We start from the raw sequence: 23848 nt of genomic DNA, 5'->3' as shown, positions 1-23848 counted from the left end.
ACGGGGGATGACCGATGCTTAATGGCCTGTGGCTGGGATTTTTCGTGGTGGCGACGCTGGCGGCGCTGGCGCGCTGGCTGGGCGGCGATCCCGGCGTGTTTGCCGCCATGGTGGAAAGCCTGTTCGCCATGGCCAAGCTGTCGGTCGAGGTGATGGTCCTGCTGTTCGGCACCCTGACCCTGTGGCTCGGCTTCTTGCGCATTGCCGAGCGTGCCGGGCTGGTGGATCTGCTCGCCCGCCTGCTCGGCCCGTTGTTCGCCCGCCTGATGCCGGAGGTGCCGCGTGGCCACCCCGCCCTCGGCCTGATCACCCTGAACTTCGCCGCCAACGGCTTGGGCCTGGACAACGCGGCCACACCGATCGGCCTCAAGGCCATGCGAGCGCTGCAGGAACTCAACCCCAGCAGCACCACGGCGAGCAATGCGCAGATCCTCTTTCTGGTCCTGAATGCCTCGTCCCTGACCCTGCTGCCGGTGAGCATCTTTATGTACCGCGCCCAGCAAGGCGCCGTCGATCCGACCCTGGTGTTCCTACCGATCCTGCTGGCCACCAGCGCCTCGACCCTGGTCGGCCTGCTGTCGGTGGCCTTTATGCAGCGCCTGAAACTCTGGGACCCGGTGGTGCTCGGTTACCTGATCCCCGGCGCCTTGCTGTTGGGCGCCGGCATGGCGTTGCTCGCCGGGCTGTCGGCCACCGCCCTGGCGGCGTTGTCGTCGCTGATGGGCAACCTGGTGTTGTTCGGCATGATTCTCGGCTTTGTACTGATCGGCGCCTTACGCAAGGTGCCGGTCTACGAGGCCTTCGTCGAAGGGGCCAAGGAAGGCTTCGACGTGGCCAAAAGCCTGCTGCCGTACTTGGTGGCGATGCTCTGCGCGGTTGGCGTGCTGCGCGCATCCGGGGCCCTGGACCTGGGTCTGGACGGCATCCGCAGCCTGATCGAATGGGCTGGCTGGGACACCCGCTTCGTCGACGCCCTGCCCACCGCCCTGGTCAAGCCGTTCTCCGGCAGTGCGGCGCGGGCCATGCTGATCGAGACCATGCAAAGCCACGGCGTCGACAGCTTCCCGGCGTTGGTGGCGGCGACCATGCAAGGCAGCACGGAAACCACCTTCTACGTGCTGGCGGTTTACTTCGGCGCGGTCGGCATCCAGCGCGCCCGCCACGCGGTGGGCTGCGCCCTGCTGGCCGACCTGGCCGGGGTGCTGGCCTCGATCGGCGTGTGCTACTGGTTCTTCGGCTGAGCTGCCTGATTAGCCTGAACTAATGTCCACTGCAGCACCTGCGCTGCCAGCCGGTCATTGGCCTGGCCGAAGGCGTTGACCACCGCCGGTACCTGCTGGCTGTCGACGGCCTGGCGGACTTCGAAGCGCTGGCTGGCGATGATGCGTTGGCTGCGGCTGTCCACCAGTCGTGCTTGCAGGCGCAGGACGATGTTCACGGCGTTGCCCTGGTATTCGCTCTGGAACGCCTGCAGCTCGCCGCCGAGGGCGAAGTCGGCTTGCAGGTTATCGTCGTCGCTGCTCAGGGCCGCCACCCGGCCGTCCGCCTGGAAGGCATTCAGCAGATGGTTGCGCAGCAGGCGCGGCGCCGGGTCGCTCCAGCGGCTGCCGGCGTAGCTGCTGATCAGGTTGCCTGCGGGCAGTACTGCGATGCGCGCGCTGTTCAGGGCCTGGCTGGCCTGTGGCTGGTTGATCCGCAATGACCAGGCAACTTTGGCGGCATGGCTCGGGGCGCTGGTCTGGCTGGGCAGCAGGTAGACCTGCAGCGGCTCGGCCTTGGGCAGGATCGAGCAGGCCGCCAGGCCGCTCAGCAGGGCCAGCACGGCGAACCGTGTGGCAATGGTCAGTGCGCTCATGGCTGAAACTCCTGGGGTTGTTCACGGCCGAGCAGGTAGCCGGCGGGGTTGGCTTCGACGCGCTGCGAGATGCCCTTGAGGTTGGCCAGGGTGGCGCGCAGTTCGCGGATCGCCGGGCCCAGTTCGCTGAGGCCCTGCAAGCCCTCGCCCAGCGCCGTCTGGTTGTGGCTGAGCAGTTGGTCGAGGCTGGCGGTGGCGTGCTGCAGTGAGGCCATCGCCTGCTGGGCGCTTTGCACCGTGGCGCTGCCGTGCTCATCGACCAGGCGATTGCCGCTGCGCAACAGCGCGGTGGTCTGCTCCAGGGTCTGGTTGGCCTGCTTGCTCAGCTGGGCGAAGTGCACGATGGTTTGGCGCAGCTCTTCGCGTTGCTGGGCCACCGCCCCGGTGGTCTGTTGCAAGTGCTCCAGGGTCAGGCTCAGGCGCTCGGCGTTTTCCGGCGAGAACATGCGGTTGGCGTTGGTCAGCAGGTCATTGATGTTGCTCAGCAGGTCCTTGCCGTTGCTCAGCAGGCGGCTGATCGGCGAGGGCTCGGCGATGATTTGCGCCACTTTGCCGGGGCCGCGTGCCTCCAGGGGCGGACTGTCCGGCGAGCCGCCGCTGAGCTGGATAAACGCCGTACCGGTGATCCCGGCCAGGGTCAACTTGGCCTCGGTGTCCTGTTTGATCGGCGTCTCGCGGGCCACGCGGATGCGCGCCAGCACCTTGCTCGGGTTTTTCGGGTCGAGGCGCAGGCGCACCACATCGCCGACCTTGATGCCGCTGTATTGCACCGGGCTGCCTTGCGACAGACCGCTGACGGCCTCGTTGAACACCACTTCGTAGTCCTTGCTGCCGCTGTCCAGGCTCGAGCGGCCGAGCCACAGGGCGAACAGCAGAGCGCCGCCGCCCACCAGTAAGGTGAACAGGCCGATCAGCACATGGCGGGCGTTGGTTTCCATCTCAGTTGGGCTCCTGCAGCCGCTGGGCTGCTTGTTCAGCCGCGCGTCCGCGCGGGCCGTGGAAGTAATCGCGAATCCATGCGTCGTCGGTGGCGGCTACCCGCTCCAGGGTGTCGGCCACCAGCACGCGTTTTTGCGCCAGCACGGCGACCCGATCGCAGATGGTGTACAGGGTGTCGAGGTCATGGGTGACCAGAAACACGCTGAGGCCCAGGGCGTCGCGTAGGGTCAGGATCAGTTGGTCGAAGGCGGCCGCGCCGATCGGGTCGAGGCCGGCGGTGGGCTCGTCGAGAAACAGAATGTCCGGGTCCAGGGCCAGGGCGCGGGCCAGGGCGGCGCGCTTGATCATGCCGCCGGACAGCTCGGTTGGGTACTTGCCGCCGGCATTGGCGGGCAGGCCGGCCAGGGCCACCTTGAGCTGGGCCAGCTCTTCGGCGTCGGTGCGGCTGAGGCCGGCGTGCTCAATCAGTGGCAGGGCGATGTTCTCGCGCACGGTCAGCGATGAGAACAGTGCACCCTTCTGGAACAGCACGCCGAAGCGCCGCTCGACCTGCCGCCGTTGCTCGCTGTTGAGGTCCTGCAGGTTCTCGCCGAACACCTGCACGCGCCCGGCGCTGGGCTCGCGCAGGCCGACGATGCTGCGCAGCAACACCGACTTGCCGGTGCCCGAGCCACCGACCACGGCGAGGATCTCGCCGCGGTAGATGTCCAGGTCGAGGTGCTCGTGCACGCTCTGGCTGCCAAAGCGGTTGGCCAGGTCACGGACCTGGACGATGGCCTCTGCACTCACCAGCCCATCTCCATGCAAAACAGTGCGGCGCCGGCGTCCACCAGGATCACCACGAAAATCGATTGCACCACGCTGGACGTGGTGTGGGCGCCGACGGAGGCGGCGCTGCCGCTGACCTTGAAACCTTCCAGGCAACCGATGGCGGCAATCAGCACGGCAAACAGCGGCGCCTTGGCCATGCCGACCCAAAAGTGCTTGGCTGGTGTGTCCTGCAGGATCGACAGAAACAGCGTGGGTGAAATATCCAGGCTCAGGGCGCACACCAGGGCGCCGCCGAAGATCCCCGCGAGCATGGCGATAAAGGTCAGCAACGGCAGGGTAATCAGCAGCGCCAGCACCCGTGGTAACACCAGCAGTTCAATCGGATTTAGACCGAGGGTGCGGATCGCGTCGATCTCTTCATTGGCTTTCATCGAGCCGATCTGCGCGGTAAAGGCGCTGGCGGTGCGCCCGGCCAGGAGGATGGCGGTAAGCAGTACGCCAAACTCGCGCAGGAAGGAGAACGCCACCAGCATCACCGTGTAGATGCTGGCACCGAACCGGCTGAGCACCGTGGCGCCGAGAAACGCCACCACGGCACCCACCAGAAAGGTCAGCAGGGCGACGATGGGCGCGGCGTTGAGGCCGGTTTGTTGCATCTGTGCGACCAGTGCCGTGACTCGCCAGCGCGACGGCTGCAGCAGCGTGCGCGCCAAGGTTTCGAGGATTAGCCCGATAAACCCGAGCAAGGCCAGCAGCGCGCGGCCGAAGGTGGCCACCAACGCGCCTAACTCTGCCAACAGCTGCATGGGGCTGCTGGCACGTGGCGGTTGCGGGCTGGGCACGGACGCAGCCAGGGCGTTGCTGACGGTGTGCAGCAGGGCGCGGCGGGCAGCGGGCAGTTGGTCTTCGGTGGCAATCAGTTGTTGGATGCGGGCGGCGCCCAGCAGCTTGATCAATAGCGCCGCCCCGGCGGTATCGAGCGCCGTCAGCGCCTGCAGATCGACTGTTTGGTTGGCAGCCAGGGGCTGCTTGAGTGCGTCTATTTGCTGTTGCAGGCGGTTGTAATTGGCCAGCGTCCAGGCACCGCCGATGCGCAGCCGGGCAGCGTCGTCCATGTGCAGCAGGTCAGAGCAGGGTGCGGTGGTCATGGGCGTGAGCTTAAAGGAGTTTGCCGTTGGGCCATAGCAACAGGCGTTGATGGGGCTATGTTGAGTTCCGGCGTTGTTCCGAGGGTCGTCACAGTGTGTCATCCCTGGTCTAGGCGGCTCCGCCCATCGTGCCTCGTTTGGCATCCCTGCCAAACGCCCCTCTACACAGCACCTGCACTACTCGCTGCGCTCGCCCTTCGGGCCAGCCTACGGCTGTTACTTCGCTTCGCTACGTTTCGGCCTTCTGATGGGACCGGGGGACCGAGGCGCCTGTGAACTTTGTGGGAGCGGTCTTGACCGCGAAGTTTTTTGTTTATGGCGCCAGTGCAGCCCGCCATTGCAGCGGGCTGGAGTGTTAAGGCGGTGACTTAGAACGCCACATTCACCCCGGTGTAGAGCGAGCGGCCCATGCCGGGTACGCCGACGCCCCACTCGATGCCATTCATCGACATGGTCCGGCCCTGGGCGGTGTAGGCACCGCCGGTGGGCAGGTAGTAGAACTTGTCAGCCAGGTTCTCGATGCCGAAGTCGACCCGCACTTGCTTCCAGGTGTGGCTGGCGCGCAGGTTGAACAGGGTGTAGCCGGCGGTTTGGATCTCGTTGCGCACGTCCGAACCGTTGTTCTTGGCCTGTACGCTTTCCATCTCCAGGCTGTTGCCCCAGCCGCCGATTTCCTGGGTCAGGGCCAGTTTGGCGTTGAGCGGCATGATGTTGTACAGCTCATCGTCAGTGTCGCGGTTCTTGCCGTTGGTGTAGTTGATTAGGCCATTGACGCCCCAGTTGCCGAGGTCGTTGCTGGCCAGCGGCAGCTTGCCGGAAACGTCTACACCATAGAGGCGCGCGGACTGGTTGGCGTATTGCAGGACGTTGAACTGGTCGGCGGGTACAGCGTTGCCGGTGAAGCTGACGGCATCGATATAGTCGTTCACGCGGGTGTAGAACGGCGTGACTTTGAGCTCTTTGCTGCGATCGCTGCTGTGCCAGTCGAGGGTGGTGGAAACGGTGTTGGCAGTTTCCGGGCTCAGATCGATATCGCCGACGTAGCCATTACCGTCGCCGGCGAAGTTATTCATGGTCGCCGCCATTGCCCAGCTGGACCAGGTGTAGCGCTCATACAGGTTCGGCGAACGGACCTTGCGCGCGTAGCCGAACTCCACATCCAGCTGTTCGCTGTGGGTGTAGCGGGCCAGGGCAGTAAAATCCAAGCTATGGTCGGTCTGGCGGCGGTCGGCGGCGTTGAACGCGGCGGCCTCGGCGTTCTGGTTGCCCATCATGTTGCCGTAGCCGTGCACATCGCCGGCGTCGCTCTGCACATTCTCGTAGCGCACCCCAATCAGGGTCAGCCAGTTGGCGCTGAGCTGCGATTCCCACTCGGAAAACAGCGCGGCGCGGTCGCGTTGGCCATCGTTGATGTTCTCGAAGGTGTTCGGCCACATGCCGCTGCCGGACGGGCTCCAGTAGTCGTTCAGGCGATAGCGCTGGTATTCACCGCCGACCCGCAGCAGGTCTTGTTGGCTCAGGTCGATGGTGGCTTTGACGCTGGCGCCGCTGGTTTTGCCTTCGCTGTCCATCGGCATGCCGGCGGCGCAGGTGGCGGAAATCGGTGAGCAGGGTTTGCCATCGCCGCTGCCGGCAATATTGGATTGCATGCCATACCAGAAGCGTTTGTCCGGACCAAAGTCCATCGAGTGCTCGACCTTCTCGTGGTACACGCGGGTGTCCAATTCACCCCAGTTGAACTGGCTCAGGTAGCGCAGGCTCATGCGCTGCTGGGTGTTGTCGGTCATGTCCATGCGCTGGTTGGCGAACAGCTCCTGCGGCACATGCTGATAGCCGAGCTTCAGCTCCAGCAGGTCCTCACCCAGCTTGAGGGCCATGCCCAGGGCATGGTTTTCCGTCTCGTAGGCACTGGAGGCCACTTCGTCCAGCGGCGAGCCATTGCCGAGCTGGCCGGTGCTGGTGCTGCTCTTGAAGTCGCCGCCAGCGCTGTAGTTGTTGGCCTTGCTGTAGCTGCCGTCGTAACGAATGTTGAAGGCTTCTTCGGCATGAGTAGCGGAGAAATTGCCGCCACGGGCGTCGTTGTTGCTGCGGTAGAAGGCGCCCACTTCGCCTTTATTGATGCTGGCCGCACCCGGCGCGGCAAACTCTGGTGCTGCGCTGTCGGCGATGATGGTGCCGCCGATGCTGTCGCCACCGACGCTGACCGGGGTGATGCCGGCGAACACCTGCAGATTGCCGAGGTTGCTCGGGGCGATATAAGACATCGCTGGGTTCATATGGTTGGGGCAGGAGGCCACCAGGTCCATGCCGTCGATCTTGATCCGCAGGCGATCATCGGCCAGGCCGCGAATGGCCGGCAGGCTGGAGATGCCGCCGGCGCTGTTGAGGCTGACGCCGGGTACGCCGCGCAGCAGGGTGGCGCTGTCGCTGGTGGCCGAGCGCAGGGTTTGCAGCTGTTGCGCGGTGACCTGGGTGGCGCCGAGTGGGGCTTTTTCTGCCTCGATCACACTGGGGACCAATTGCACGGGCTGGCTTGCACTGCCAGTGATGAGCAAGGGGGGCGGTTCGGCCGCCTGAGCCAGGGGGCTGATGAGTGCGAGCAGGGCCGCGCAGGCCCGCGAATCTGGGAACGATGGGTTCATGGAGAATGTCTCTGTGCAGGGCTTTTGATGCCGCCAGTTCAGCCGGTGGGCGTCCTATGGACGTCGGCAGGCGTGCTCGGCGGCGCAATTGATTGGCAGCCTGGGCTGCCCGTAGCACTAGAGAGCGGGAGGTGCGCGGGGATTGGCCGTGGGCCAGGGATTGGGTTGGCGCGGCAGGCTGGTGGCGGCACTGAGCAGGGGGGCATCGGCGTGCCAGGCGGGCAGTTGCAGGCTGTAGCCGCTGAGGCTGGTGGTCAGCCCATGGCTGCCGCACAGCGGACACTCGAACGTCACCGGCGATTGGCTCAGCGGTGGCACCCGTGAATCGCTGGCGCCGCTGATGCTGCATTGCAACTGGTCGATGCCGCTCAGCTGCAGGCCGCTGCTTTGCCCATGGCCAATAGCGCAGGCAAAGGTACTGAACAGCACGCAGCTGTAGAGTAACCAAGCAATAAGCCTGCTATTGGTATGGGCTATTTTCATGCCGGCACTTTACCAGCGGTGCCCGCCTAACGCAGCTAACAAGCTGCGTTCGATTGTCGCAGCCGGGCACCTAGGCGTTTTCCCCGGGTCCAATGCTACAGGGCTTGCCCTGTGCGGGTTTTCATCCTCTTCCGGTGTTCGCATGTGCGCGCTGCAGGCGTCTAAACAGGCCCGAGTGGCCTGAGCGTTGATCAGCACTGGGTAGCTATTTGGCTCGGCAGTTCTATACTCCCCATAGTATTAAAATTAATGCTTGGAGGCGTGTACCCATGCGTATGACTGCTGCTGTGTTGTCTCTGTTTTTAAGCGCCGCTGCCCAGGCCGAGGATGCGCAGGCATTGGCCGCCGAGGGGTTAGCCCTGATCCCGCCGTTCCAGAAGCAGCTTATGGAGACGGTGAAGGCGGCCATGCAGGCAGGCGGTCCGCTCAAGGCGGTGGAAGCCTGTCAGGTGCAGGCACCGCTGATTGCTGCCGAGCACAGTCGGGCGCCGTGGCGGGTGGGGCGCACCTCGTTGCTGGTGCGCAACCCAACCAACGCCGCCGATGCCTGGGAGCACGATGTGCTGCGCCAGTTTGCTCAGCGCGCCGCCGCCGGCGAGCCACTGGCGAGCATGCAGCACAGTGCGGTCGTGGCCGGCGAGGTGCGGGTGATGCAGGCGATTGCGGTTGGCGAGCCCTGTCTGGCCTGTCACGGCAAGACGCTCAAGCCGGAATTGGCGGCGTTGCTTGATCAGCGTTATCCGCAGGATCAGGCCCGCGGTTATGAACTCGGCGCGCTGCGTGGCGCCTTCACCTTGCGCCGTAGCTTGGCCGATGCAGGAGTTAGCCAATGAAAAACGCCCATGACCTGGTACTCGAAGCCAAGGCGCAGATTCATGAAGTGGCGCTGGAGGATGCTGAAACAGCGATCTGTGCTGCCGATCTGCTGCTCGACGTACGCGAGGCGGACGAGTTTCAAACCGGGCATATTCCCGGCGCGATCAACATTCCCCGTGGCGTGCTGGAGTTCAAACTCAGCAACGACCCGGCGCTTTGCGCCCGTGAGTTGAACATCGTCCTGTACTGCAAAACCAGCGGCCGCGCGGCCCTGGCTGCCTGCTCATTGCAGGCCATGGGCTACCGGCATGTGCAGTCGCTGGCCGGTGGTTTCGATGCCTGGAGCGCGGCGGGCAAGGCGCAAGTTGCCGCCAACCTGCCAAGCTTCGAGTAGTGCTGCATACCCATCCGCCTGTCATAGGCACAGATGTCACGGGCATATGCCCCAAGGAGTCAGTCATGCAAAACAACGTGGGTCACACCGACAAACTGCTGCGCATCGGCGCTGCCGTCATTCTGCTGGGCCTGGGCGCGACCGGGGTGATTGGCTGGTGGGGGCTGATTGGCCTGGTGCCCCTGGCCACCGGGTTGCTCAACTGGTGCCCGGCATACACCCTGCTGGGCATCAACACCTGCAAGTTGAAGCCCTGATATGGCCTTGAAAACCATCAGTGCGCAGGGCGCTCTGGGTGCCGGCTTTGCAGTCGAGGTGCAATGCGGCAACCATCGCATCGTCATGGACCAGCCCGTGCATGCCGCCGGCCAAGACCTCGGCCCGACGCCGCTGGAGCTGATTCTGGCGGCCGTGGCCGGGTGCTTTGGCACCATCGGCCGCTTGCTGGCCCATCAGCGCAAGATTGAGTTGCGCGGTATGCGCTTTGAGATGCAGGCCGACTATGACCCGGCCGGTCTACTCGGCCGTGACACCTTGGTGCGTCCTGGCTTTCAGGCCCTGCGGGTGTTGGTCGAGATCGATGCCGACCTGAGTGCCGAGGACAAGCAGGCGTTTCTGCTGGAGGTCGAACGGCGCTGCCCGCTGGCCGACAACCTGACTCACGGTACCCAGCTGCACAGCCAGCTGGTTTTGCCCTGAGCGACTGGCGAGTGCCTTAGCCTTCCGGCGTGACGCGGGAAGGCTAAGGCATCGGGGTTACCCTCAGCCGCCGCTCAGGCTACTGAGCAACTGGCTGACCTTCAGGCTGGCATTTTCCATTTCATTGACCGCGCGCAATACCTGGCTCCACTCCTTGGCTTGCGCGGCATGCAGGGCGGTGTGGGCGGCCTCGTGGACGATCCGGTGCGGGTCATTGAGCTGCTGGAAGTAGCTGCTGCTGGCATAACGCGCCTGGGTATCGGCGGCCTGATACCAATGCCCCAGGCGGCAGTTGGTGTGGGTCGACAGCTGCATATTGGCATCTTGCTGGAACAGGCGCTGGTAGACGGTCAGCTTGAACAGCAGGTGGTCCAGCTTCACCGCCTCGCAGAACGAGCGCAGGGCGATGCGCTCGATCAGCTGGCTCATGTGTTCGCCGAGCACCATCATTTCATCGAGGGTTTCAGCTGAGCGGGAAACATCCCCGGAGATGCGCGATGCCTCACCGGACAGGGTGCCGATGGAGTGGCTGGCAGACTCGGTTTCCTGATTGATGCTGGTGACCAGTTGGCTGATTTCCTGGGTTGCACCGTGTGTGCGCTGGGCCAGCGCACGCACCTCATCGGCGACCACGGCGAAGCCGCGGCCTTGCTCGCCGGCACGCGCGGCCTCGATGGCAGCGTTAAGGGCGAGCAGGTTGGTCTGATCGGAAACGGCCTTGATCAGATCGACAATTCGGCTGATTTCGCCGACCCGGCGCTGCAGCAAGTCGACACTTTGGACGCTATTGACGCCCTGCACAGCCATCTCTTCCAAGGAGCTTGAAAAGCCGCTGAGCAGTTGCGAGGTTTCGGCAAATACCCCGCTGTTTTCCCGCAGGCGCAAGACTTCGGCCTGCAGGCTCTCGGCCTGGGTGACTACGCCATCGCGAGTCTGCTGCAAGGATTCTTCAAAACGCGCGAGTTTTTCATGCAGCTCGCTCTGATAACGCGAGTAGCCGTTGAGGGTCTGCTGATCTTGCTGGGTCTGGGCGTTCAGCTCGCGTAGCGCCTGGATCTCCTGCTGCAGAGCGAGTTTTTCCTGCTCCAGGCGGCCTGTTTGTATTTCTAATTCGGCGCAACGGTGGCGCCATCGGCTGCTGAACATCCGGAACTACTCCGACAAATGAATTGAGTGGGGCAGCGAAGACCCTATAAGAAGTATTCGGCAGTGCCCCAGGAAACTAAACCACAATCGCAGGCCTGGGGCTAAGGCTCGACGCGAAAACGTAGCACGCCGAGCATCTGGCCACCGTCGGTGATGACGTCGACACGCCATTTGCCGCTAGGGTCGGCGGGGAAATTGCGTTTGTTGGTCCAGGCGCGGTAGCCCTCCTTGCGCCCGCCGTTGATGTCCAGGGCGATGCGGTCGACCACTTTGCCGTTGTGCCGCCAGACGTGATAAATCCGCTCGGCCAGCCCGCGTGGCGCGCTGATGGCGGTGTAGGCATACAGCCCTTGGGCCTTGAGCTGGGCGCTGCTGAGCTGTTCACGGGTTTGTCCCGGCGTGCGCTGGCCGGCGTTCATCTGGCTGCTGACCGCCACTTCACTGAGCCACAGGGTGGCCGGTGGCACCCAGGGCCGTGCCAGCCAGCCGGCACCGAGTAGCGCCAGGCTCAGGCCGGGCAAGGCCAACCAGCGCCACCAGTGGCGGATGCGCAGGGTGCCGAGCAGGCTCGGGAAGGACAGCAGCACGGCGCAGCCCAGGGCCAGCTGATAACTCTGCGCGGTAGTTTGATGCAGGATGATCGGCAGGGCGGTGAGCAGCGCGGCAAACAGGGTCAGGCTGTGGAACGCCAGGTACAGCCAGCGCCTGGGTGCCAGCCAGTTGAAGTACAGCGGGTCGATGATCGCCAGCAGCGCACACAGGCCGAGCAGGCCGGTAAACACCAGTTGGCCGCTGTCCCAACTGGTGGTCAGGGCAAAGAATGGCAAGACGAAAAACAGGCTCTGCTGGTGCACCATCTGGGTGGCAAAGCGCAGCAGCCAAGGTGGCAGTTGCAGGCCGAACCAGCGCTCCAGGCCCTGATTGAACAGGTTCTCCAGCATCAGCCAGAGCCAGCTGACCAGCAGCAGGATGGCGATGACCTTGGCGAATTCCGCCTGCCGCTCAACCAGGAAGAACCCCGCCAGCCCGGAAATAAAACCGTACACGGGCATGACCCAGGGATAGCGCTGGATCAGGCCATGGAGGCGCAGCAAGAGGTTTTTCAGGAACGGCATGGGGTTTTCAGCGAGGGTTCAGGCGGCGGTGGCCAGCACCGGCACGCGGGAAGGGCGTGGTGCGGCGCAGCATACGCAACGGCCGCCGGCCTGAGAAGTGACTCAGGCCGGACGGTCGCTGCGTTGCAGTGCGCACACTCGGGGCGCACGTCTGCTTAGAGACAGTATTCGTGGGGCGACTGGGCAGGCGCAGGTTGTAAGCAAATGGGGTGTTGTTCGAACAACTGATCGAGCACCTGGACCGGCTGCGGGCGGCTCAGCAGATAGCCCTGAGCAAAGCGACAGCCCTGCTCGCGCAAAAAGTTCAGATGGCTGTGCTGTTCCACGCCCTCGGCGATGACCTCAAGGTTGAGGCCCTGGCCCAGTTTGATGATGGCGCGACTAATGGTGCCGAGCTCGCCGTCGTCCTCGACGCCAATAATGAAGCTCTTGTCGACCTTGAGGATGTGCAGCGGGAAGCGCGTCAGATAGCCCAGCGAGGAATAGCCCGTGCCGAAATCATCAAGGGCCAGGCGCACGCCGAGGCTGGCCAACTCACGCAGACAGGCGAGGGTCTGGGCGCTGTCTTCCATCAATTGGCTTTCGGTGATTTCCAGAATCAGGTTGCACGCCGGCATGCCGGTAATGGCCAGGATCTGTGCCACGCGCTGGGCGAACTGGGCTTCGCACAGCTGGCGGCTGGACAGGTTCACCGCGCAGCTCATGCCTGGCTGGACGGCTTGCCAGCGCTGGCTCTGCATGCAGGCCTGAAGCAGTGCCCAGTCGCCAACGGCGATGATCTGCCCTGACTCCTCCAGCGCTGGGATGAATTGCTCGGGTGAAATCAGGTTGCCGTTATGGCGCCAGCGCAGCAAGGCTTCGACACCGGTCACCCGTGCCTGACCTTGATCCAGGCAACACACAGGCTGGTAGTAAAGCTCGAACTCCTGGCGCGCCAGCGCTTGGGACAGCGCGCTTTCCAGCTGTAAGCGCTGTTCGGCGCGGGCCTGCAGTTCGGCGCTGTAACGGGCGAAACGGGCCTTGCCGGCATCCTTGGCGCGGTACATGGCCAAGTCGGCGGCGCGCAGTACGTCGCCTTCGATATCGGCTTCGGCGAGGTCAACAATGCCGATGCTGGCGCTTACGGAGAGTTGTCGTTCGGCCAGCCACAGCGGTTGCAGCAGCTCGTCGAGCATGCGCTGGGCGACCTGCTCGGCGTCTTCCAGGCAAGCCAGATCGTCGAGCAGAGCGACGAATTCGTCGCCGCCAAAGCGAATCAGGTAATCGCCGGGCCTTAGGCACTGTCCCAGGCGTTGGGCGACGGCGACCAGGACTTGATCGCCGACGGCATGGCCGAGGCTGTCGTTGATCAGTTTGAAACGGTCGAGGTCAATGAACAGCAGGGCCGCCGTCCGCGCGCCAGGGCGAAGATGGCGTTGTTGGGCCTGCAGTAACAGCTCCTGCAAGCGTATGCGGTTGCCCAGCCCGGTTAGTGGGTCGTGGCGCGCGGCATGCTGTAGGTGTTGTTCGGCGTTTTTCTGGCCGCTGATATCGCTCTGTGAGCCGGCTAGGCGCAGGCCTCCGCGCTCATCGCGGCTGACCACGCCGCGCACCAGCACCCACATGTAGTGCCCTTCGCGGTGACGGATACGGTATTGCTGGTGCAGGGATTCAGTGTGTCCGTTCACGTGCTGGTCGATGGCTTGGCGCAGGCCCGGCAGGTCTTCCGGGTGAACGCGGGCAAACCAGCCTGCGCAGCCTTCACCGAGCTGGTCGCGGTCGAGGCCAAGCATCCCGGCCCAGCGCTCCGAGAGGTACAGGCTGTCGCGCTCGACGTGCCAGTCCCAGACACCGTCGTTGGCGCCGCGCAGGGCGCGGGCGTAGCGCGCATCGCTGCTTTCCAGAGCCTGGCGCTGGCCGCTGTTGTAGGCATCGATGGTCAGTGCCAAATCGAAGAACACCGCTTTCAAGACGCTGGCGTACAGCGCGCTGGCGGGTTCGGTGCCGAAGAGGTTCTGCAGCAGGTTGTCGAGGTACAGGCGATAGCCACCCAGGTACCACTTCAGCTCCAGACCGACCTGGTTATGCACCAGGCCGACGCGCAGGCGTTCGCAGACATAGTCGTGGTCGCGCGGGCCTTGCCACAGGCGCTGGTAGTAATCGAGCTGGCTGTGCTTGAGCCGTGCGGTCACGGTGCTGTCTTGCAGCAGGGCCGCCGGTGCGCTGAAGTCGCCAAGGTGCTGGTAGAGATGCTCAACAAACTGCTGGTGCACGTCGCTGAAGTCGCTACAGGCCGCCCGCAAGCGGGCGTCATCTGCTGGGCCCCAATTGAGAAAGTTGAGGCGTGTGGCGAGCTCGTCGCCATCCAGGCCATTACTGCGCAGTAGGGCATGTAACTCTTCGTGCATATCCATTGCGGGTCTCTGGTTTTTTACAGGCAGTAAAAAAGCACGGGTCACATTCCGCCATTAGCCATTGGGGCGGTGGTTCGTGCTCGTTCATGCAGGCCCATATGGCCTGCCCAGCACAGCAGGCTTGCGCCCGATTAACACCCAGGGGCGAAATCTGTCGGCCACTTTTACCTCAAGTCGGATTGCCCTACAACGGCCATAAGGACTGTTTTAGAGGGGTTTGAGCGCAGGGCTTGAGGGGTATTTGGGGCCGTGCCGAGCCACTCAGGGTGCGGTCAGTTGTCGCGATTGGCCATGGCCATTGGCGGGCAATGCCACTGTGGCGGTGGCGGCCGTTAACTATGCTGATCCGGGTCAAAACAAGAACAATTGAGACCCACTGATGAATTACGACGAGAGTCAGCAAATCTGGCTGGGCCTGGTCCTGGCGAGCCTGATGTTCGGCGTGGCCCTGGAGCTGCGCCTGAGCCACTTCCTGTATGTGCTGCGCCGGCCGCTGCCGGTGTTCACCGGCCTGCTTGCGCAATGTCTGCTGTTGCCCTGGGCCACTCTGGTGGCCACCTTGTTCTTGGACCTCAAGCCAGGTATCGAGTTAGGCCTGTTGCTGGTGGCCTGCTGTCCCGGCGGCAACCTGTCCAACGTGATCACCCACCTGGCTCGGGGCAACACCGCGCTGTCGGTAAGTGTCACCAGTGTCTCCAGCCTGCTGGCGATCATCACCCTGCCGTTTAACTTCGCCCTGACCGCCAGCCTCAACCCGGACACCGCGGCCTTCCTCAGCAGCCAGATGAGTCAGTTGCAGGTGGATGCTGGCGGCATCGTCCAGGGCCTGTTGCTGATGCTGGTGCTGCCACTGCTGGCCGGCATGCTGTTGGGCAACCTGCTGCCAGGCATGACTGCGCGCATCCTGCCGGGCTTCAAACGCTTCACGATGATTGCCTTCATCGGCTTTCTGCTGGTGGCAGTGATCGGCAACCGCCACCTGCTGCTCGACAGCCTCGGCTCGCTGTTGTTGATCGTCGTCCTGCACAACCTCTGTGCCCTGCTGCTGGGTTGGGGCAGCGCTCGCCTCAGCGGGCTGGCGGACTTTGATCGCCGGGCGCTGACCATTGAAGTCGGCATGCAGAATTCCGGATTAGCCCTGGGGCTGATCTTCACCCAGTTCGGCGCCCAGCCGGACATGGCCCTGATCGCCGCCCTGTGGGGCACCTGGCACATCGTTTCCGGCTTGCTGCTGGTGGCTTTGTGGCGGCGCACCCCACCGCACTTGCACGCGGAAAAAGAGGAACAGACATGCGCATCCTGATCACCGGCGCTGCCGGTTTTATTGGCCAACAGCTGCTCGCCGACCTGGCCGTGCAGCAGCCCAACTGGACGCTGTTCGCCGCCGATATCCGCGAAATTCCCGCCAACTTGCTGCGTGGCAATGTGCAGCCCCGGTTGCTGGATATCAGCCAGCCCGAGGCGGTGCGTAAAACGGTCGCCGAGTGCCAGCCCCAGGCCATCGTCCACCTGGCTTCGGTGGTCAGCCCACCGCCGGGAATGAGCGAAGCCACCCTGCACGCCATCGACGTGGAAGGCACTCGGGCAATTGTTGAGGCGGCTGCGGCCAGTGGCGTCGAGCAGTTGATTATCACCAGCTCCGGCGCGGCCTATGGCTACTACCCGGAAAACGCCGAGTGGATTGATGAGCACGACCCCCTGCGTGGCCATAACAAATTTGCCTATGCCAAGCACAAGCGCGAGGTCGAAGAGCTGCTGGTGCAGGCGCGCATCGCCTATCCACAGCTGCGTCAGCTGATCCTGCGGCCGGGCACCATCCTCGGTAAACGGGTTAACAACCAGATCACCGACATGTTCAAGAAGCGCGCAGTGCTGGGCATCCAGGGCAGCGACAGCCGCTTCGTGTTTATCTGGGATCAGGACGTGGTGAGCATCATCCGCAAGGGCCTGGAGAAAGGCGCCAGCGGCATCTTCAACCTGGCTGGCGATGGCGCCCTGAGCCTGCGTGAGATCGCGCAGATCCTGCGCAAGCCCTACCGGCCGCTGCCGGCCGGCTTGATCCAGGGCGTGCTGCGTGTGCTCAAACCGCTGCGCCTGTCGCAGTACGGCCCCGAGCAGGTGGATTTTCTACGTTACCGCCCGGTGTTGGCCAACCGCCGGTTGAAGGAAGAGTTCGGCTACACCCCGCGCTACACCAGCCGCGAAGCCTTTATTGCCTTTCTCGATGCCCAGGGAGTTAGTCATGCGTAATGCCGTTGTTGCCCTCGCCCTTACGGCCCTGGCCCTGCCCGCCCAGGCACTGCAGGTAAGCATTCGCGATGCCGCCGGCGCGCCACTGCCGCTGGCCATGCTCACCCTCAAGGCCGAACGGCCGCTGCGCGCCGCCGGTGACGACAACGGCTACCCGGCCGAGCGTACCCAGCAGCGCATCAGCCCGGAGATCACCGCTTTCGCCGGTGCCGACGGCCGCGTGCAGGTCGATTATCCAGAAGCCGTGCCGCTCAATCTGCGCGTGCGGGTGCCGGGTTATCAGGACCTGACCCAGACCGGCGTCAGCGCCGATGCCACCCTGGAGCTGCGCCTCAAGGCCGAGACCGATCCCGCCGCCCTCGCCGCCCAGCAGCCGGCCAACGCCTGGTTCGCCGCCCTGGATTTTGGCGGTGACCAAGCGCTGAAGAAAACCGCCATGGAGCAGTGCAGCTTCTGCCACCAGCAGGGCAGTTTCTTTATGCGCCGCGAGCGCAGCGAGGAGGAATGGCAGCAGGTCATGGAACGCATGATCGGCTACGGCGCGCGGCCGTCCAGCGAGCACCAGCCGAAACTCATCGAGGTGTTCCAAAAGGGCTACACCGACCTGCGTCAGCACCCGGAGAAAGTCCTGCGTGCCAAGCCCTGGGAGCGCCAACTGGCCGACGCCCAGGTGCGCGAGTGGCCGATTGGTGACCCCTTTTCGCAGATGCATGACCTGCTGCTGCACAGCAACGGCAAGGTCTACGTTGGCGATAACCTTCAGGACCGTCTGTGGGAAATCGACCCGAAGAGCGGCCAGACCGTTGTCTACAAGACCCCGGTTGATGAGGGTGACGAGATCGGCGGGTTGTTCAGCGGCCGCCTGAAGACCTATCCGAAGCTGGAAACCACCGCCGGCATCCACTCCTTCGCCGAGTCGCCGAAGGACGGCCACATCTTCATCACCCCGTCGTTGCAACAGCGCCTGTTCGAGTTCGACCCGGTGAGCAAGGCCTTCACCACCCATTATTTCGACGATGGCCTGTACCCGCACACGGTGCGCATCGATGCCGACGACAACGTCTGGTTCACCCTGGCGCTGTCCAATCAGGTCGGCCGCTTCGACCGCACCAGCAAGACCTTCCGCACCTACGGCCTGCCAGCGCGCAGCACCAAAGAGGAAGTGGGCCTGGCGCTTAACGGCGTGGTGCGCAAGCTGATGAACTGGGGCCTGCCCATGCACTGGCTGCCGGTGGATCAGCGCGTCACCGGCATGCCGCTACCTTATGGCATCGACGTGGCGCCGGACGGCCGGGTGTGGTTTGCCCGCCTGCATGCCGACTCGATTGGCGTGATCGACCCGAAGACTGACAGCGTGCAGGTCATCGACACGCCGTTCCAGGGCCCGCGCCGACTGCGTGCCGATGCCATGGGCGATGTGTGGATCGCGGCCTTCCCGGAGGCCAAGATCGTCCGCTACCGCCCGGCCGACGGCAGCTTCAGCGACTACCCGCTGCCGTCAGCGCTGAACGGCGCGGAAACGCCCTACTCGCTGAACGTCGACCGTGCCCGCCAGCAGGTGTGGGTCACCGGCACCGCGTCGGACAGCCTGATGCGTCTGGATATCGCCAGCGGCCAATGGCGCACCTTCCCCATGCCGCGCAAGGTGACCTTCACCCGCGACATCGAGATCGCCAGCGACGGCAGCGTGTTCACCAGCAACGGCGCCTTCCCCAGCTGGCAGATCGAGGACGGCCAGCCGACCCTGATCCAACTGACGCCGGGCGACTGAGCCAAACGCACCGTGGCCTGGGATGCCTGCCGGCATCCATGGTGGGTTACGCCGCTGCGCGGCTAACCCACCCTACTCGCGATCAGCGTCCCGTCGTAGGAGCGGCTTCAGCCGCGATAGGTTCAAGGCAAACGGCATCGCGGATAAATTCGCTCCTACAACAGCTCAATCGCCTCTTTCACTCATCACCTTGGCAGAGCCTTTGGCATTGCTCCGGAGTTATTCTTTGGCCCCCTCTACCTACAGCCGGCTGGACCTGATCCGTTTCTTCGCCGCTTGCCTGGCCGGTTTTCTTGGCGGCCATCTGACCAACTATGCGGTGATCCTCTTTGCCCAGGATGTCTGGGGCATGGATGCCCTCGCCGGCGCCGGCTTTGCCCTGTGCTTCGGGGTGCCGTTGTTGCTCGGCTGGCCGGCCGGTGCCTGGTGTGATCAGCACTCGCCGCAGCGCATCGCCCAGTTCGCCCACGGCGCCTTTTTGCTGGCCTTGTTGCTGCTGGCGGCGGCCAGCCGCAACCTGGCTTTCGGGGTGCCGCTGTACCTGTTGGGGGCCACCTGCGCCGGGGTCGGTTGGGCGTTGCTGGCACCCGCGCGTATGGCGCTGCTTGGGCGTCTGGCTGGTGAGCGCCAGGCCAAGCTGGCGGTGCTGTTCAACCTGCTGGTAATGCTTGGTTTCGGCCTGGCACCGCTGCTGCTGGCGCTGGCGCGTAACCTCGGCGGCTGGCCGGCGGTGCATGGCAGCGGCTTATTGTTGTTTGGCCTGTCGGCGGGTTTGCTGGTGGGCTTGCGGGTGCCTGGTCTGGGCGGCGCCGGACATGTGCTTGAGCGTGTGCAGCAAGGCTTTGCCTATGTGCGTGCCACGCCCTTGCTGGCCCAGGCGTTGCTGGCGGCGGTGTTGATCTACCTGGCCATGGGGCCGATTCAGGTGATGCTGCCGCGCTTCGCCCAGCAAACCCTGCAGCTGAGCGAGCTGGCCCGTGGCCTGTTTCTCGGCACCCTGGCGCTGGCGTTGTTGCTCGGTGGCGCGGTGTCGTTGTGGCTGGCACGACGCTTTGGCCAGGGCCGCTGCGTGCTGGTCGCCGCCCTCGGCAGTGGCATCGCCCTCGGCCTGTTGGGGCAAACCAACAGCTTGGGGCTGGCCCTGTTATGCCTGGGCCTCAACGGCATCGGCGCTGGCATCGCGGTCAGCCTGATCGTCGCCTTGCTGCAGCATGAAAGTCAGCCGCAGCTGCGCGGCCGGCTGCTGAGCATCTACACCGTCACCAGCCAGGTGGTCCCGGCGGCCGGCGGCCTGGGCGCGGGTCTGTTGCTAGAGGTGCTGCCCGCCAGCCAGGGCCTGCTGTTCTGTGGTGTCGGGCTGACCTTACTTTTCGGCCTGGCCGGCTGGCGCCTGGCCCGCTTGCGGGCATACGCCTGAGGTCGGCAATACTTTGCAAAACCTCAATGCTTGAGCGGTTTACTCGGAATTAATAGAGTGCAGCCCGTAACACCGGGCCCCTCTGACGGCTAGCGCCGCCATGTCGGAGTTACAGTTTGTACAACTTCGACTTAGGAGGGGCTCATGGAAGCTCTACAACCGTTTTTTATGGCCGAGTTTCTCGGCACCGCTGTTTGGCTATGGCTGGTGTTCATCAGCGTAGTTGTTGCCTTGCTGAGCTTCGACCTCGGCGTCTTGCATCGCGATAATCACGAAATCGGCGTCAAAGAAAGTCTCTGGCTGTCAGCCGGCTATATCAGCGCCGGCTTGTTGTTCGGCCTGTGGGTGTGGATGCAGAAAGGCGGTGACGCCGGCATGGACTTCTACACCGGCTTTCTGATCGAAAAATCGCTGTCGATGGACAACGTGTTCCTCATGGCGATGATCTTCAGCTTCCTGGCCATCCCACGTCAGTACCAGCACAAGGTGCTGTTCTGGGGAATCATGGGCGTGCTGGTGCTGCGCGCTATCATGATTGGCCTGGGTGCTGCGCTGATCCACGAGTTCAGCTGGATACTCTACGTGTTTGGCGCGTTCCTCGCCCTCACCGGGGTGAAGATGCTGTTCTCCAAACTGGATGAGCATCCGAATCTGGAAGACAACTTCCTGGTCAAATGGCTACGCGGTCATCTACGTGTGACTGATCGCCTGCATGAGCAGCGCTTCTTCGTGCGCCAACCGGATGCCTCAGGCAAGAACGTGCTGTGGGTGACGCCGCTGTTCCTGGCCCTGATCCTCATCGAGTGCGCCGACCTGGTCTTCGCCATCGATAGCGTGCCGGCGATCTTCGCCATCACCCAGGACCCGTTCATCGTCTACACCTCGAACATCTTCGCCATCCTCGGCCTGCGCGCTCTGTACTTCGCCCTGGCGGCGATGATTCACCGCTTCGCCTACCTGAAGTACGCCCTGGCCCTGGTGCTGGTGTTTATCGGCGCGAAGATTTTCCTGGTCGGCATCATCGGCAAGATCCCGCCCGTGATTTCCCTGAGCGTGACCTTGGGTCTGTTGATCGGTGGCGTACTGCTGTCGCTGTACAAGACGCGTAATCAAGGCCCGCTGCAGGATGAACAGGCAGCCAAATAACGAGCGTGCGGTGCGGCTCAGCTGAGCGGCGCCGCAATCACCCGAATGTGGAGAACACCGATGAAACTAACGCAATTGCTGTCTGTATCGGCCGTATGTACGGCCCTGGCCGTGGGCTTGAGTGGCTGCGACATGGCCGAGCAAGCCGGCCGCGAGCTGGCCGCCAAGGCCGAACAAAGCGCCAAACAAATGGTCCAGGAAACCCTCAAGGAGTCGGTGGACACGCTCAACGAAAAGGTCGACCAGGCGCAACAATCTGCTGAAACCTGGATTGGCCAGCCACCGCCGGCGAGCAATGAGCCGGCGCCCGAGGATGCACCCGAGGCGGCCAAACCGGTCGCACCCGATAGCACCACAATCGAGACGTGATGGTGGTTGCGGGTTACTCCTGGGTCTGCTGACGGGCGCGGTATTCGCCGGGGGTCAGCCCCGTCCACTGACGGAAGGCGCGAAAAAACACGCTGGGCTCCGAGTAGCCGAGCAGCAGCGCAATTTCCGTAGCGGCTAGCTGACCATCGCGCAGGTAGCGTTCGGCCAGTTGCCGGCGGGTATCGTTGAGCAACTGCTGATAGCTACTGCCCTCGTCGGCCAGGCGTCGTTGCAGGGTGCGTTCACTGAGGTGGAGGGTTTGGGCCAGCTGGCTGCGATCCGGCTCGCCCTGACTGAGCTGGGCGCTTAGCAAACTCACTACGCGGGCACTTAGGCTCTCGCTGGGCAGCCGCGCCAACAGGGCTTCGGCATGTTCACGCAGGAGCTTCTGCAACGGCAGGTTGGCCTGGGCCAGCGGCTGTTCCAGCAAGGCGTGCGGCAGGCCGATGGCGTAATCACTGGCGGCGAAGTGCAGCGGGCAGTTGAACACCTCGGTGTAGCGGTCGAGGTTGTCCGGCGCGGCGTGCATAAAGCGCGCGCCGAGCAGGTGGAAGTCCGCCAGCAGCGGCGTCATTAGGCTTTGCCAGAAGACCATCAGCGCCAGCACGCGGGTGCGGGTGGCAGCCTGCTCGGGTTGCACGGCGCGGTACACCAGCCACAGGCATTCGCCCTCTGCGTGCAGGCTGAACTCCCCGCCCTCGCCGGCCAGGCGTTGATAACGCTGCACTGCTTGCAGCGCTGCGCTCAGAGTCGGGCTGCTTTGCAGCAGGTAGCCGAGCACGCTGAATTGCCCCGGCGCCAGGGCCGCGCCGATCAGCAGGCCGGCTTCGACGCTACCCAGTTGTTGCTCAATCGCCGCCCACAGTTGTTGCTGCGCGAGTAGCGGCACGCGGGCATCGGGGTTGTCGAGTTGGCTGGCGTCCAGGCCGCTGGTAGCCAGCAGCCCATCGCGGGCCAGACCGAGACGGCTGGCCGCGTGCAGAACGGCCTGGGTCAGGCTGGCGCTGACGGAGGCATGACGGGGATCGACGGAAGGTGTGTGCATGGGCCGATGATGCCCAAGCCGGGCCGCCAGGGAAAGCGCGGCGGCGCCTGGTGCAGCGATGCATTGTTGATGGAACTTATAGTCGCCACGAAATCGCGGCCTACGCCGTTCGCGGTCGAGACCGCTCCCACAAAGATCGCGCCTGACGCAAACCCTGTGGGAGCGGCCTTGGCCGCGAATCCGGGCGACTCGGTGGCGGAGCTGAGCGACTGACGCGGTGCGCTGTTGATGACACTTATAATCGCCACGAAACCCTTATTAGCACTGTCCTTATGCTTCAAGCAGCGTGAAACACGCCACTAGCTATCGCGCAGCATATTCAGGTCGCTATTGATCGTGCCGACGCCATGGCCGAGGCGAATCTTTAGGGTCAGGTCGGTGCGCGAGTCGGCATGGCGGATGGCTTCCTCGACGCTGATCCGGCCGCTCTCATACAGCGCCAGCAGGTGCTGGTCGAAGGTCTGCATGCCTTGCTCGGTGGCGCGCCCGACGGCTTCGCGCAGGTCGTCCAGCAGGTCACGCTGGATCAGGTCGCGGATATGCGCCGAGGCCAGCAGCAGCTCTACCGCCACCGCGCGTTTCTGCTCGACACCGGGCACCAGGCGCTGGCCAATCAAGGCAATCAGGTTCTGCGCCAGGTCGGCGAGAATCTGCCGGCGCGCCTCCTCCGGGAAGAATCGGACGATGCGTTCCAGGGCATGGGTGGTGCTGGTGGCGTGCAGGGTGGCCAGGCACAGGTGGCCGGTTTCCGCGTAGTGCAGGGCGTGCTGCATGCTGTCGAGGTCACGGATCTCGCCGAGCATGATTACGTCCGGCGCCTCGCGCAGGACGTTGCGCAGGGCGTCGCCGAAGCTGTGGGTATCGAGGCCGACCTCGCGCTGGTCGATCACCGAGCGCTTGTGCTTATGCAGGAACTCGATCGGGTCCTCGATGCAGAGAATGTGGCCGTCCTTGTTGCTGTTGCGGTGATCGAGCATCGACGCCAGCGTGGTCGACTTGCCCGAACCCGCGGCACCGATGACCAGAATCAGGCCACGATCGAGCATGGCCAGCTTCTCCAGCTGGATTGGCAGCCCCAAGGCGCTGATCGGTGGGATTTCGTTCTTGATCAGGCGCGCCACCATCGACACTTCGCCGCGCTGGTAATAGACGTTGATACGGAAGCGCCCCGAGCCACCGACGCTGACGGCCAGATTCATTTCCAGGTCGCGCTCGAACTCGGCAATCTGCTTTTGCGTCATCAGTTGGTAGGCCATGTGCTGCACCGCGCCGGGCTTCATGACCTCGCTGCCGACCGGGTGGGTCAGGCCTTCGACCTTGAGCTGCGGTTGGGTGCCGACGCTGAAGAACATGTCCGAGCCGCCGAGGCTGTAGAGCTTTTGCAGATAGGGGTAAACATCTGGCCCTGCGGCCGCGGTTGGCTGGTTGTCCATGCTAGCTCCGTGATTG

Annotated in this window: 22 protein-coding genes and 1 pseudogene; 11 read left to right on the top strand and 12 right to left on the bottom strand. The window is 64.0% G+C overall.

What is annotated here, in order from left to right; translation table 11 throughout:
- Positions 1 to 14 precede the first annotated feature (14 nt).
- On the top strand, positions 15 to 1241 hold the full coding sequence (locus tag AC56DI_RS14235) for a nucleoside recognition domain-containing protein (RefSeq protein WP_496346754.1): 1227 nt from the start codon (positions 15 to 17) through the stop codon (positions 1239 to 1241).
- Here the strand turns inward: AC56DI_RS14235 and AC56DI_RS14230 are convergent.
- The 6 genes from AC56DI_RS14230 to AC56DI_RS14205 form a co-directional block, all read right to left on the bottom strand.
- The gene (locus AC56DI_RS14230) at positions 1223 to 1855 is read right to left on the bottom strand and encodes an ABC-type transport auxiliary lipoprotein family protein (protein ID WP_496346753.1); all 633 of its coding nucleotides are present in this window, start codon (positions 1853 to 1855) and stop codon (positions 1223 to 1225) included. The genes AC56DI_RS14235 and AC56DI_RS14230 overlap by 19 nt on opposite strands.
- Positions 1852 to 2793 (bottom strand): MlaD family protein, encoded by a 942-nt coding sequence (locus AC56DI_RS14225; protein ID WP_496346752.1) that lies wholly within the window; start codon positions 2791 to 2793, stop codon positions 1852 to 1854. Before AC56DI_RS14225 ends, AC56DI_RS14230 begins: the two co-directional genes overlap by 4 nt.
- Position 2794: 1 nt before the next feature.
- Entirely contained in the window at positions 2795 to 3583 is a 789-nt protein-coding gene (locus AC56DI_RS14220; RefSeq protein ID WP_496346751.1) for an ABC transporter ATP-binding protein, read from the bottom strand.
- The gene (locus AC56DI_RS14215) at positions 3580 to 4713 is read right to left on the bottom strand and encodes an ABC transporter permease (RefSeq protein WP_496346750.1); all 1134 of its coding nucleotides are present in this window, start codon (positions 4711 to 4713) and stop codon (positions 3580 to 3582) included. Before AC56DI_RS14215 ends, AC56DI_RS14220 begins: the two co-directional genes overlap by 4 nt.
- A gap of 368 nt (positions 4714 to 5081) precedes the next feature.
- Positions 5082 to 7355, bottom strand: a complete 2274-nt coding sequence (locus AC56DI_RS14210; RefSeq protein WP_496346749.1) for a TonB-dependent receptor — start codon at positions 7353 to 7355, stop codon at positions 5082 to 5084.
- A gap of 117 nt (positions 7356 to 7472) precedes the next feature.
- Entirely contained in the window at positions 7473 to 7838 is a 366-nt protein-coding gene (locus AC56DI_RS14205; RefSeq protein WP_496346748.1) for a DUF2946 domain-containing protein, read from the bottom strand.
- A gap of 269 nt (positions 7839 to 8107) precedes the next feature.
- Between AC56DI_RS14205 and AC56DI_RS14200 the strand changes: the two genes are divergently transcribed.
- From AC56DI_RS14200 to AC56DI_RS14185, 4 genes are all read left to right on the top strand, one after another.
- Positions 8108 to 8671: a Tll0287-like domain-containing protein gene (locus AC56DI_RS14200; RefSeq protein WP_496346747.1), complete on the top strand. Its 564-nt coding sequence runs from the start codon at positions 8108 to 8110 to the stop codon at positions 8669 to 8671.
- The gene (locus tag AC56DI_RS14195; protein ID WP_496346746.1) at positions 8668 to 9048 is read left to right on the top strand and encodes a rhodanese-like domain-containing protein; all 381 of its coding nucleotides are present in this window, start codon (positions 8668 to 8670) and stop codon (positions 9046 to 9048) included. Before AC56DI_RS14200 ends, AC56DI_RS14195 begins: the two co-directional genes overlap by 4 nt.
- Positions 9049 to 9113: 65 nt before the next feature.
- Positions 9114 to 9305: a YgaP family membrane protein gene (locus AC56DI_RS14190; RefSeq protein WP_324519747.1), complete on the top strand. Its 192-nt coding sequence runs from the start codon at positions 9114 to 9116 to the stop codon at positions 9303 to 9305.
- A 1-nt stretch (position 9306) separates the two neighbouring features.
- On the top strand, positions 9307 to 9747 hold the full coding sequence (locus AC56DI_RS14185) for an OsmC family protein (protein ID WP_496346745.1): 441 nt from the start codon (positions 9307 to 9309) through the stop codon (positions 9745 to 9747).
- Between the two features lie 63 nt (positions 9748 to 9810).
- Here the strand turns inward: AC56DI_RS14185 and AC56DI_RS14180 are convergent, their stop codons facing one another.
- The 4 genes and pseudogenes from AC56DI_RS14180 to AC56DI_RS14165 form a co-directional block, all read right to left on the bottom strand.
- Positions 9811 to 10176, bottom strand: a complete 366-nt coding sequence (locus tag AC56DI_RS14180) for a CZB domain-containing protein (protein WP_496347522.1) — start codon at positions 10174 to 10176, stop codon at positions 9811 to 9813.
- Between the two features lie 30 nt (positions 10177 to 10206).
- Positions 10207 to 10476: pseudogene (locus AC56DI_RS14175) on the bottom strand (methyl-accepting chemotaxis protein); the annotation flags it as partial.
- 518 nt (positions 10477 to 10994) lie between these two features.
- A complete protein-coding gene (locus AC56DI_RS14170; RefSeq protein WP_496346744.1) occupies positions 10995 to 12008 on the bottom strand; it encodes a DUF5924 family protein in 1014 nt (337 codons plus the stop codon).
- Positions 12009 to 12163: 155 nt separating this feature from the next.
- On the bottom strand, positions 12164 to 14401 hold the full coding sequence (locus AC56DI_RS14165; RefSeq protein ID WP_496346743.1) for a putative bifunctional diguanylate cyclase/phosphodiesterase: 2238 nt from the start codon (positions 14399 to 14401) through the stop codon (positions 12164 to 12166).
- Positions 14402 to 14780: 379 nt separating this feature from the next.
- On the opposite strand from AC56DI_RS14165, the gene AC56DI_RS14160 reads away from it, so the two are divergent.
- The 6 genes from AC56DI_RS14160 to AC56DI_RS14135 all read left to right on the top strand — a co-directional run bounded on the left by AC56DI_RS14160 (position 14781) and on the right by AC56DI_RS14135 (position 21354).
- Positions 14781 to 15704, top strand: coding sequence for a bile acid:sodium symporter family protein (locus tag AC56DI_RS14160; protein ID WP_496346742.1), 924 nt, complete (start codon positions 14781 to 14783; stop codon positions 15702 to 15704).
- On the top strand, positions 15692 to 16651 hold the full coding sequence (locus AC56DI_RS14155; RefSeq protein WP_496346741.1) for an NAD-dependent epimerase/dehydratase family protein: 960 nt from the start codon (positions 15692 to 15694) through the stop codon (positions 16649 to 16651). Before AC56DI_RS14160 ends, AC56DI_RS14155 begins: the two co-directional genes overlap by 13 nt.
- On the top strand, positions 16644 to 18422 hold the full coding sequence (locus AC56DI_RS14150; protein WP_496346740.1) for a Vgb family protein: 1779 nt from the start codon (positions 16644 to 16646) through the stop codon (positions 18420 to 18422). Before AC56DI_RS14155 ends, AC56DI_RS14150 begins: the two co-directional genes overlap by 8 nt.
- A 226-nt stretch (positions 18423 to 18648) precedes the next feature.
- Positions 18649 to 19839 carry an MFS transporter gene (locus tag AC56DI_RS14145; RefSeq protein ID WP_496346739.1) on the top strand — a complete coding sequence of 397 codons (1191 nt, stop codon included), beginning with the start codon at positions 18649 to 18651 and terminating at the stop codon, positions 19837 to 19839.
- A gap of 144 nt (positions 19840 to 19983) precedes the next feature.
- On the top strand, positions 19984 to 20985 hold the full coding sequence (locus AC56DI_RS14140) for a TerC family protein (RefSeq protein WP_496346738.1): 1002 nt from the start codon (positions 19984 to 19986) through the stop codon (positions 20983 to 20985).
- A 60-nt stretch (positions 20986 to 21045) separates the two neighbouring features.
- Positions 21046 to 21354 (top strand): hypothetical protein, encoded by a 309-nt coding sequence (locus tag AC56DI_RS14135; RefSeq protein WP_422587741.1) that lies wholly within the window; start codon positions 21046 to 21048, stop codon positions 21352 to 21354.
- A 13-nt stretch (positions 21355 to 21367) separates the two neighbouring features.
- Here AC56DI_RS14135 and AC56DI_RS14130 read toward each other — a convergent pair whose 3' ends face one another.
- On the bottom strand, positions 21368 to 22399 hold the full coding sequence (locus AC56DI_RS14130) for an AraC family transcriptional regulator (RefSeq protein WP_496346737.1): 1032 nt from the start codon (positions 22397 to 22399) through the stop codon (positions 21368 to 21370).
- A gap of 299 nt (positions 22400 to 22698) precedes the next feature.
- A complete protein-coding gene (locus AC56DI_RS14125; protein ID WP_496346736.1) occupies positions 22699 to 23832 on the bottom strand; it encodes a PilT/PilU family type 4a pilus ATPase in 1134 nt (377 codons plus the stop codon).
- Positions 23833 to 23848 lie beyond the last annotated feature (16 nt).

Source organism: Pseudomonas sp. BGA-UO-ETr-WB11 (assembly GCF_059567785.1).
Note: the sequence above shows the minus strand (reverse complement) of the source record. Positions and strands in the feature narration are given on the sequence as shown.

Bases quoted from the DNA above. Each gene is read 5' to 3' on its own strand.
- AC56DI_RS14235 (WP_496346754.1), top strand. From the start codon at position 15: ATGCTTAATGGCCTGTGGCTGGGATTTTTCGTGGTGGCGACGCTGGCG.
- AC56DI_RS14230 (WP_496346753.1), bottom strand. From the start codon at position 1,855: ATGAGCGCACTGACCATTGCCACACGGTTCGCCGTGCTGGCCCTGCTG.
- AC56DI_RS14225 (WP_496346752.1), bottom strand. From the start codon at position 2,793: ATGGAAACCAACGCCCGCCATGTGCTGATCGGCCTGTTCACCTTACTG.
- AC56DI_RS14215 (WP_496346750.1), bottom strand. From the start codon at position 4,713: ATGACCACCGCACCCTGCTCTGACCTGCTGCACATGGACGACGCTGCC.
- AC56DI_RS14210 (WP_496346749.1), bottom strand. From the start codon at position 7,355: ATGAACCCATCGTTCCCAGATTCGCGGGCCTGCGCGGCCCTGCTCGCA.
- AC56DI_RS14205 (WP_496346748.1), bottom strand. From the start codon at position 7,838: ATGAAAATAGCCCATACCAATAGCAGGCTTATTGCTTGGTTACTCTAC.
- AC56DI_RS14200 (WP_496346747.1), top strand. From the start codon at position 8,108: ATGCGTATGACTGCTGCTGTGTTGTCTCTGTTTTTAAGCGCCGCTGCC.
- AC56DI_RS14195 (WP_496346746.1), top strand. From the start codon at position 8,668: ATGAAAAACGCCCATGACCTGGTACTCGAAGCCAAGGCGCAGATTCAT.
- AC56DI_RS14190 (WP_324519747.1), top strand. From the start codon at position 9,114: ATGCAAAACAACGTGGGTCACACCGACAAACTGCTGCGCATCGGCGCT.
- AC56DI_RS14185 (WP_496346745.1), top strand. From the start codon at position 9,307: ATGGCCTTGAAAACCATCAGTGCGCAGGGCGCTCTGGGTGCCGGCTTT.
- AC56DI_RS14180 (WP_496347522.1), bottom strand. From the start codon at position 10,176: ATGAGCCAGCTGATCGAGCGCATCGCCCTGCGCTCGTTCTGCGAGGCG.
- AC56DI_RS14170 (WP_496346744.1), bottom strand. From the start codon at position 12,008: ATGCCGTTCCTGAAAAACCTCTTGCTGCGCCTCCATGGCCTGATCCAG.
- AC56DI_RS14165 (WP_496346743.1), bottom strand. From the start codon at position 14,401: ATGGATATGCACGAAGAGTTACATGCCCTACTGCGCAGTAATGGCCTG.
- AC56DI_RS14160 (WP_496346742.1), top strand. From the start codon at position 14,781: ATGAATTACGACGAGAGTCAGCAAATCTGGCTGGGCCTGGTCCTGGCG.
- AC56DI_RS14155 (WP_496346741.1), top strand. From the start codon at position 15,692: ATGCGCATCCTGATCACCGGCGCTGCCGGTTTTATTGGCCAACAGCTG.
- AC56DI_RS14150 (WP_496346740.1), top strand. From the start codon at position 16,644: ATGCGTAATGCCGTTGTTGCCCTCGCCCTTACGGCCCTGGCCCTGCCC.
- AC56DI_RS14140 (WP_496346738.1), top strand. From the start codon at position 19,984: ATGGAAGCTCTACAACCGTTTTTTATGGCCGAGTTTCTCGGCACCGCT.
- AC56DI_RS14135 (WP_422587741.1), top strand. From the start codon at position 21,046: ATGAAACTAACGCAATTGCTGTCTGTATCGGCCGTATGTACGGCCCTG.
- AC56DI_RS14130 (WP_496346737.1), bottom strand. From the start codon at position 22,399: ATGCACACACCTTCCGTCGATCCCCGTCATGCCTCCGTCAGCGCCAGC.
- AC56DI_RS14125 (WP_496346736.1), bottom strand. From the start codon at position 23,832: ATGGACAACCAGCCAACCGCGGCCGCAGGGCCAGATGTTTACCCCTAT.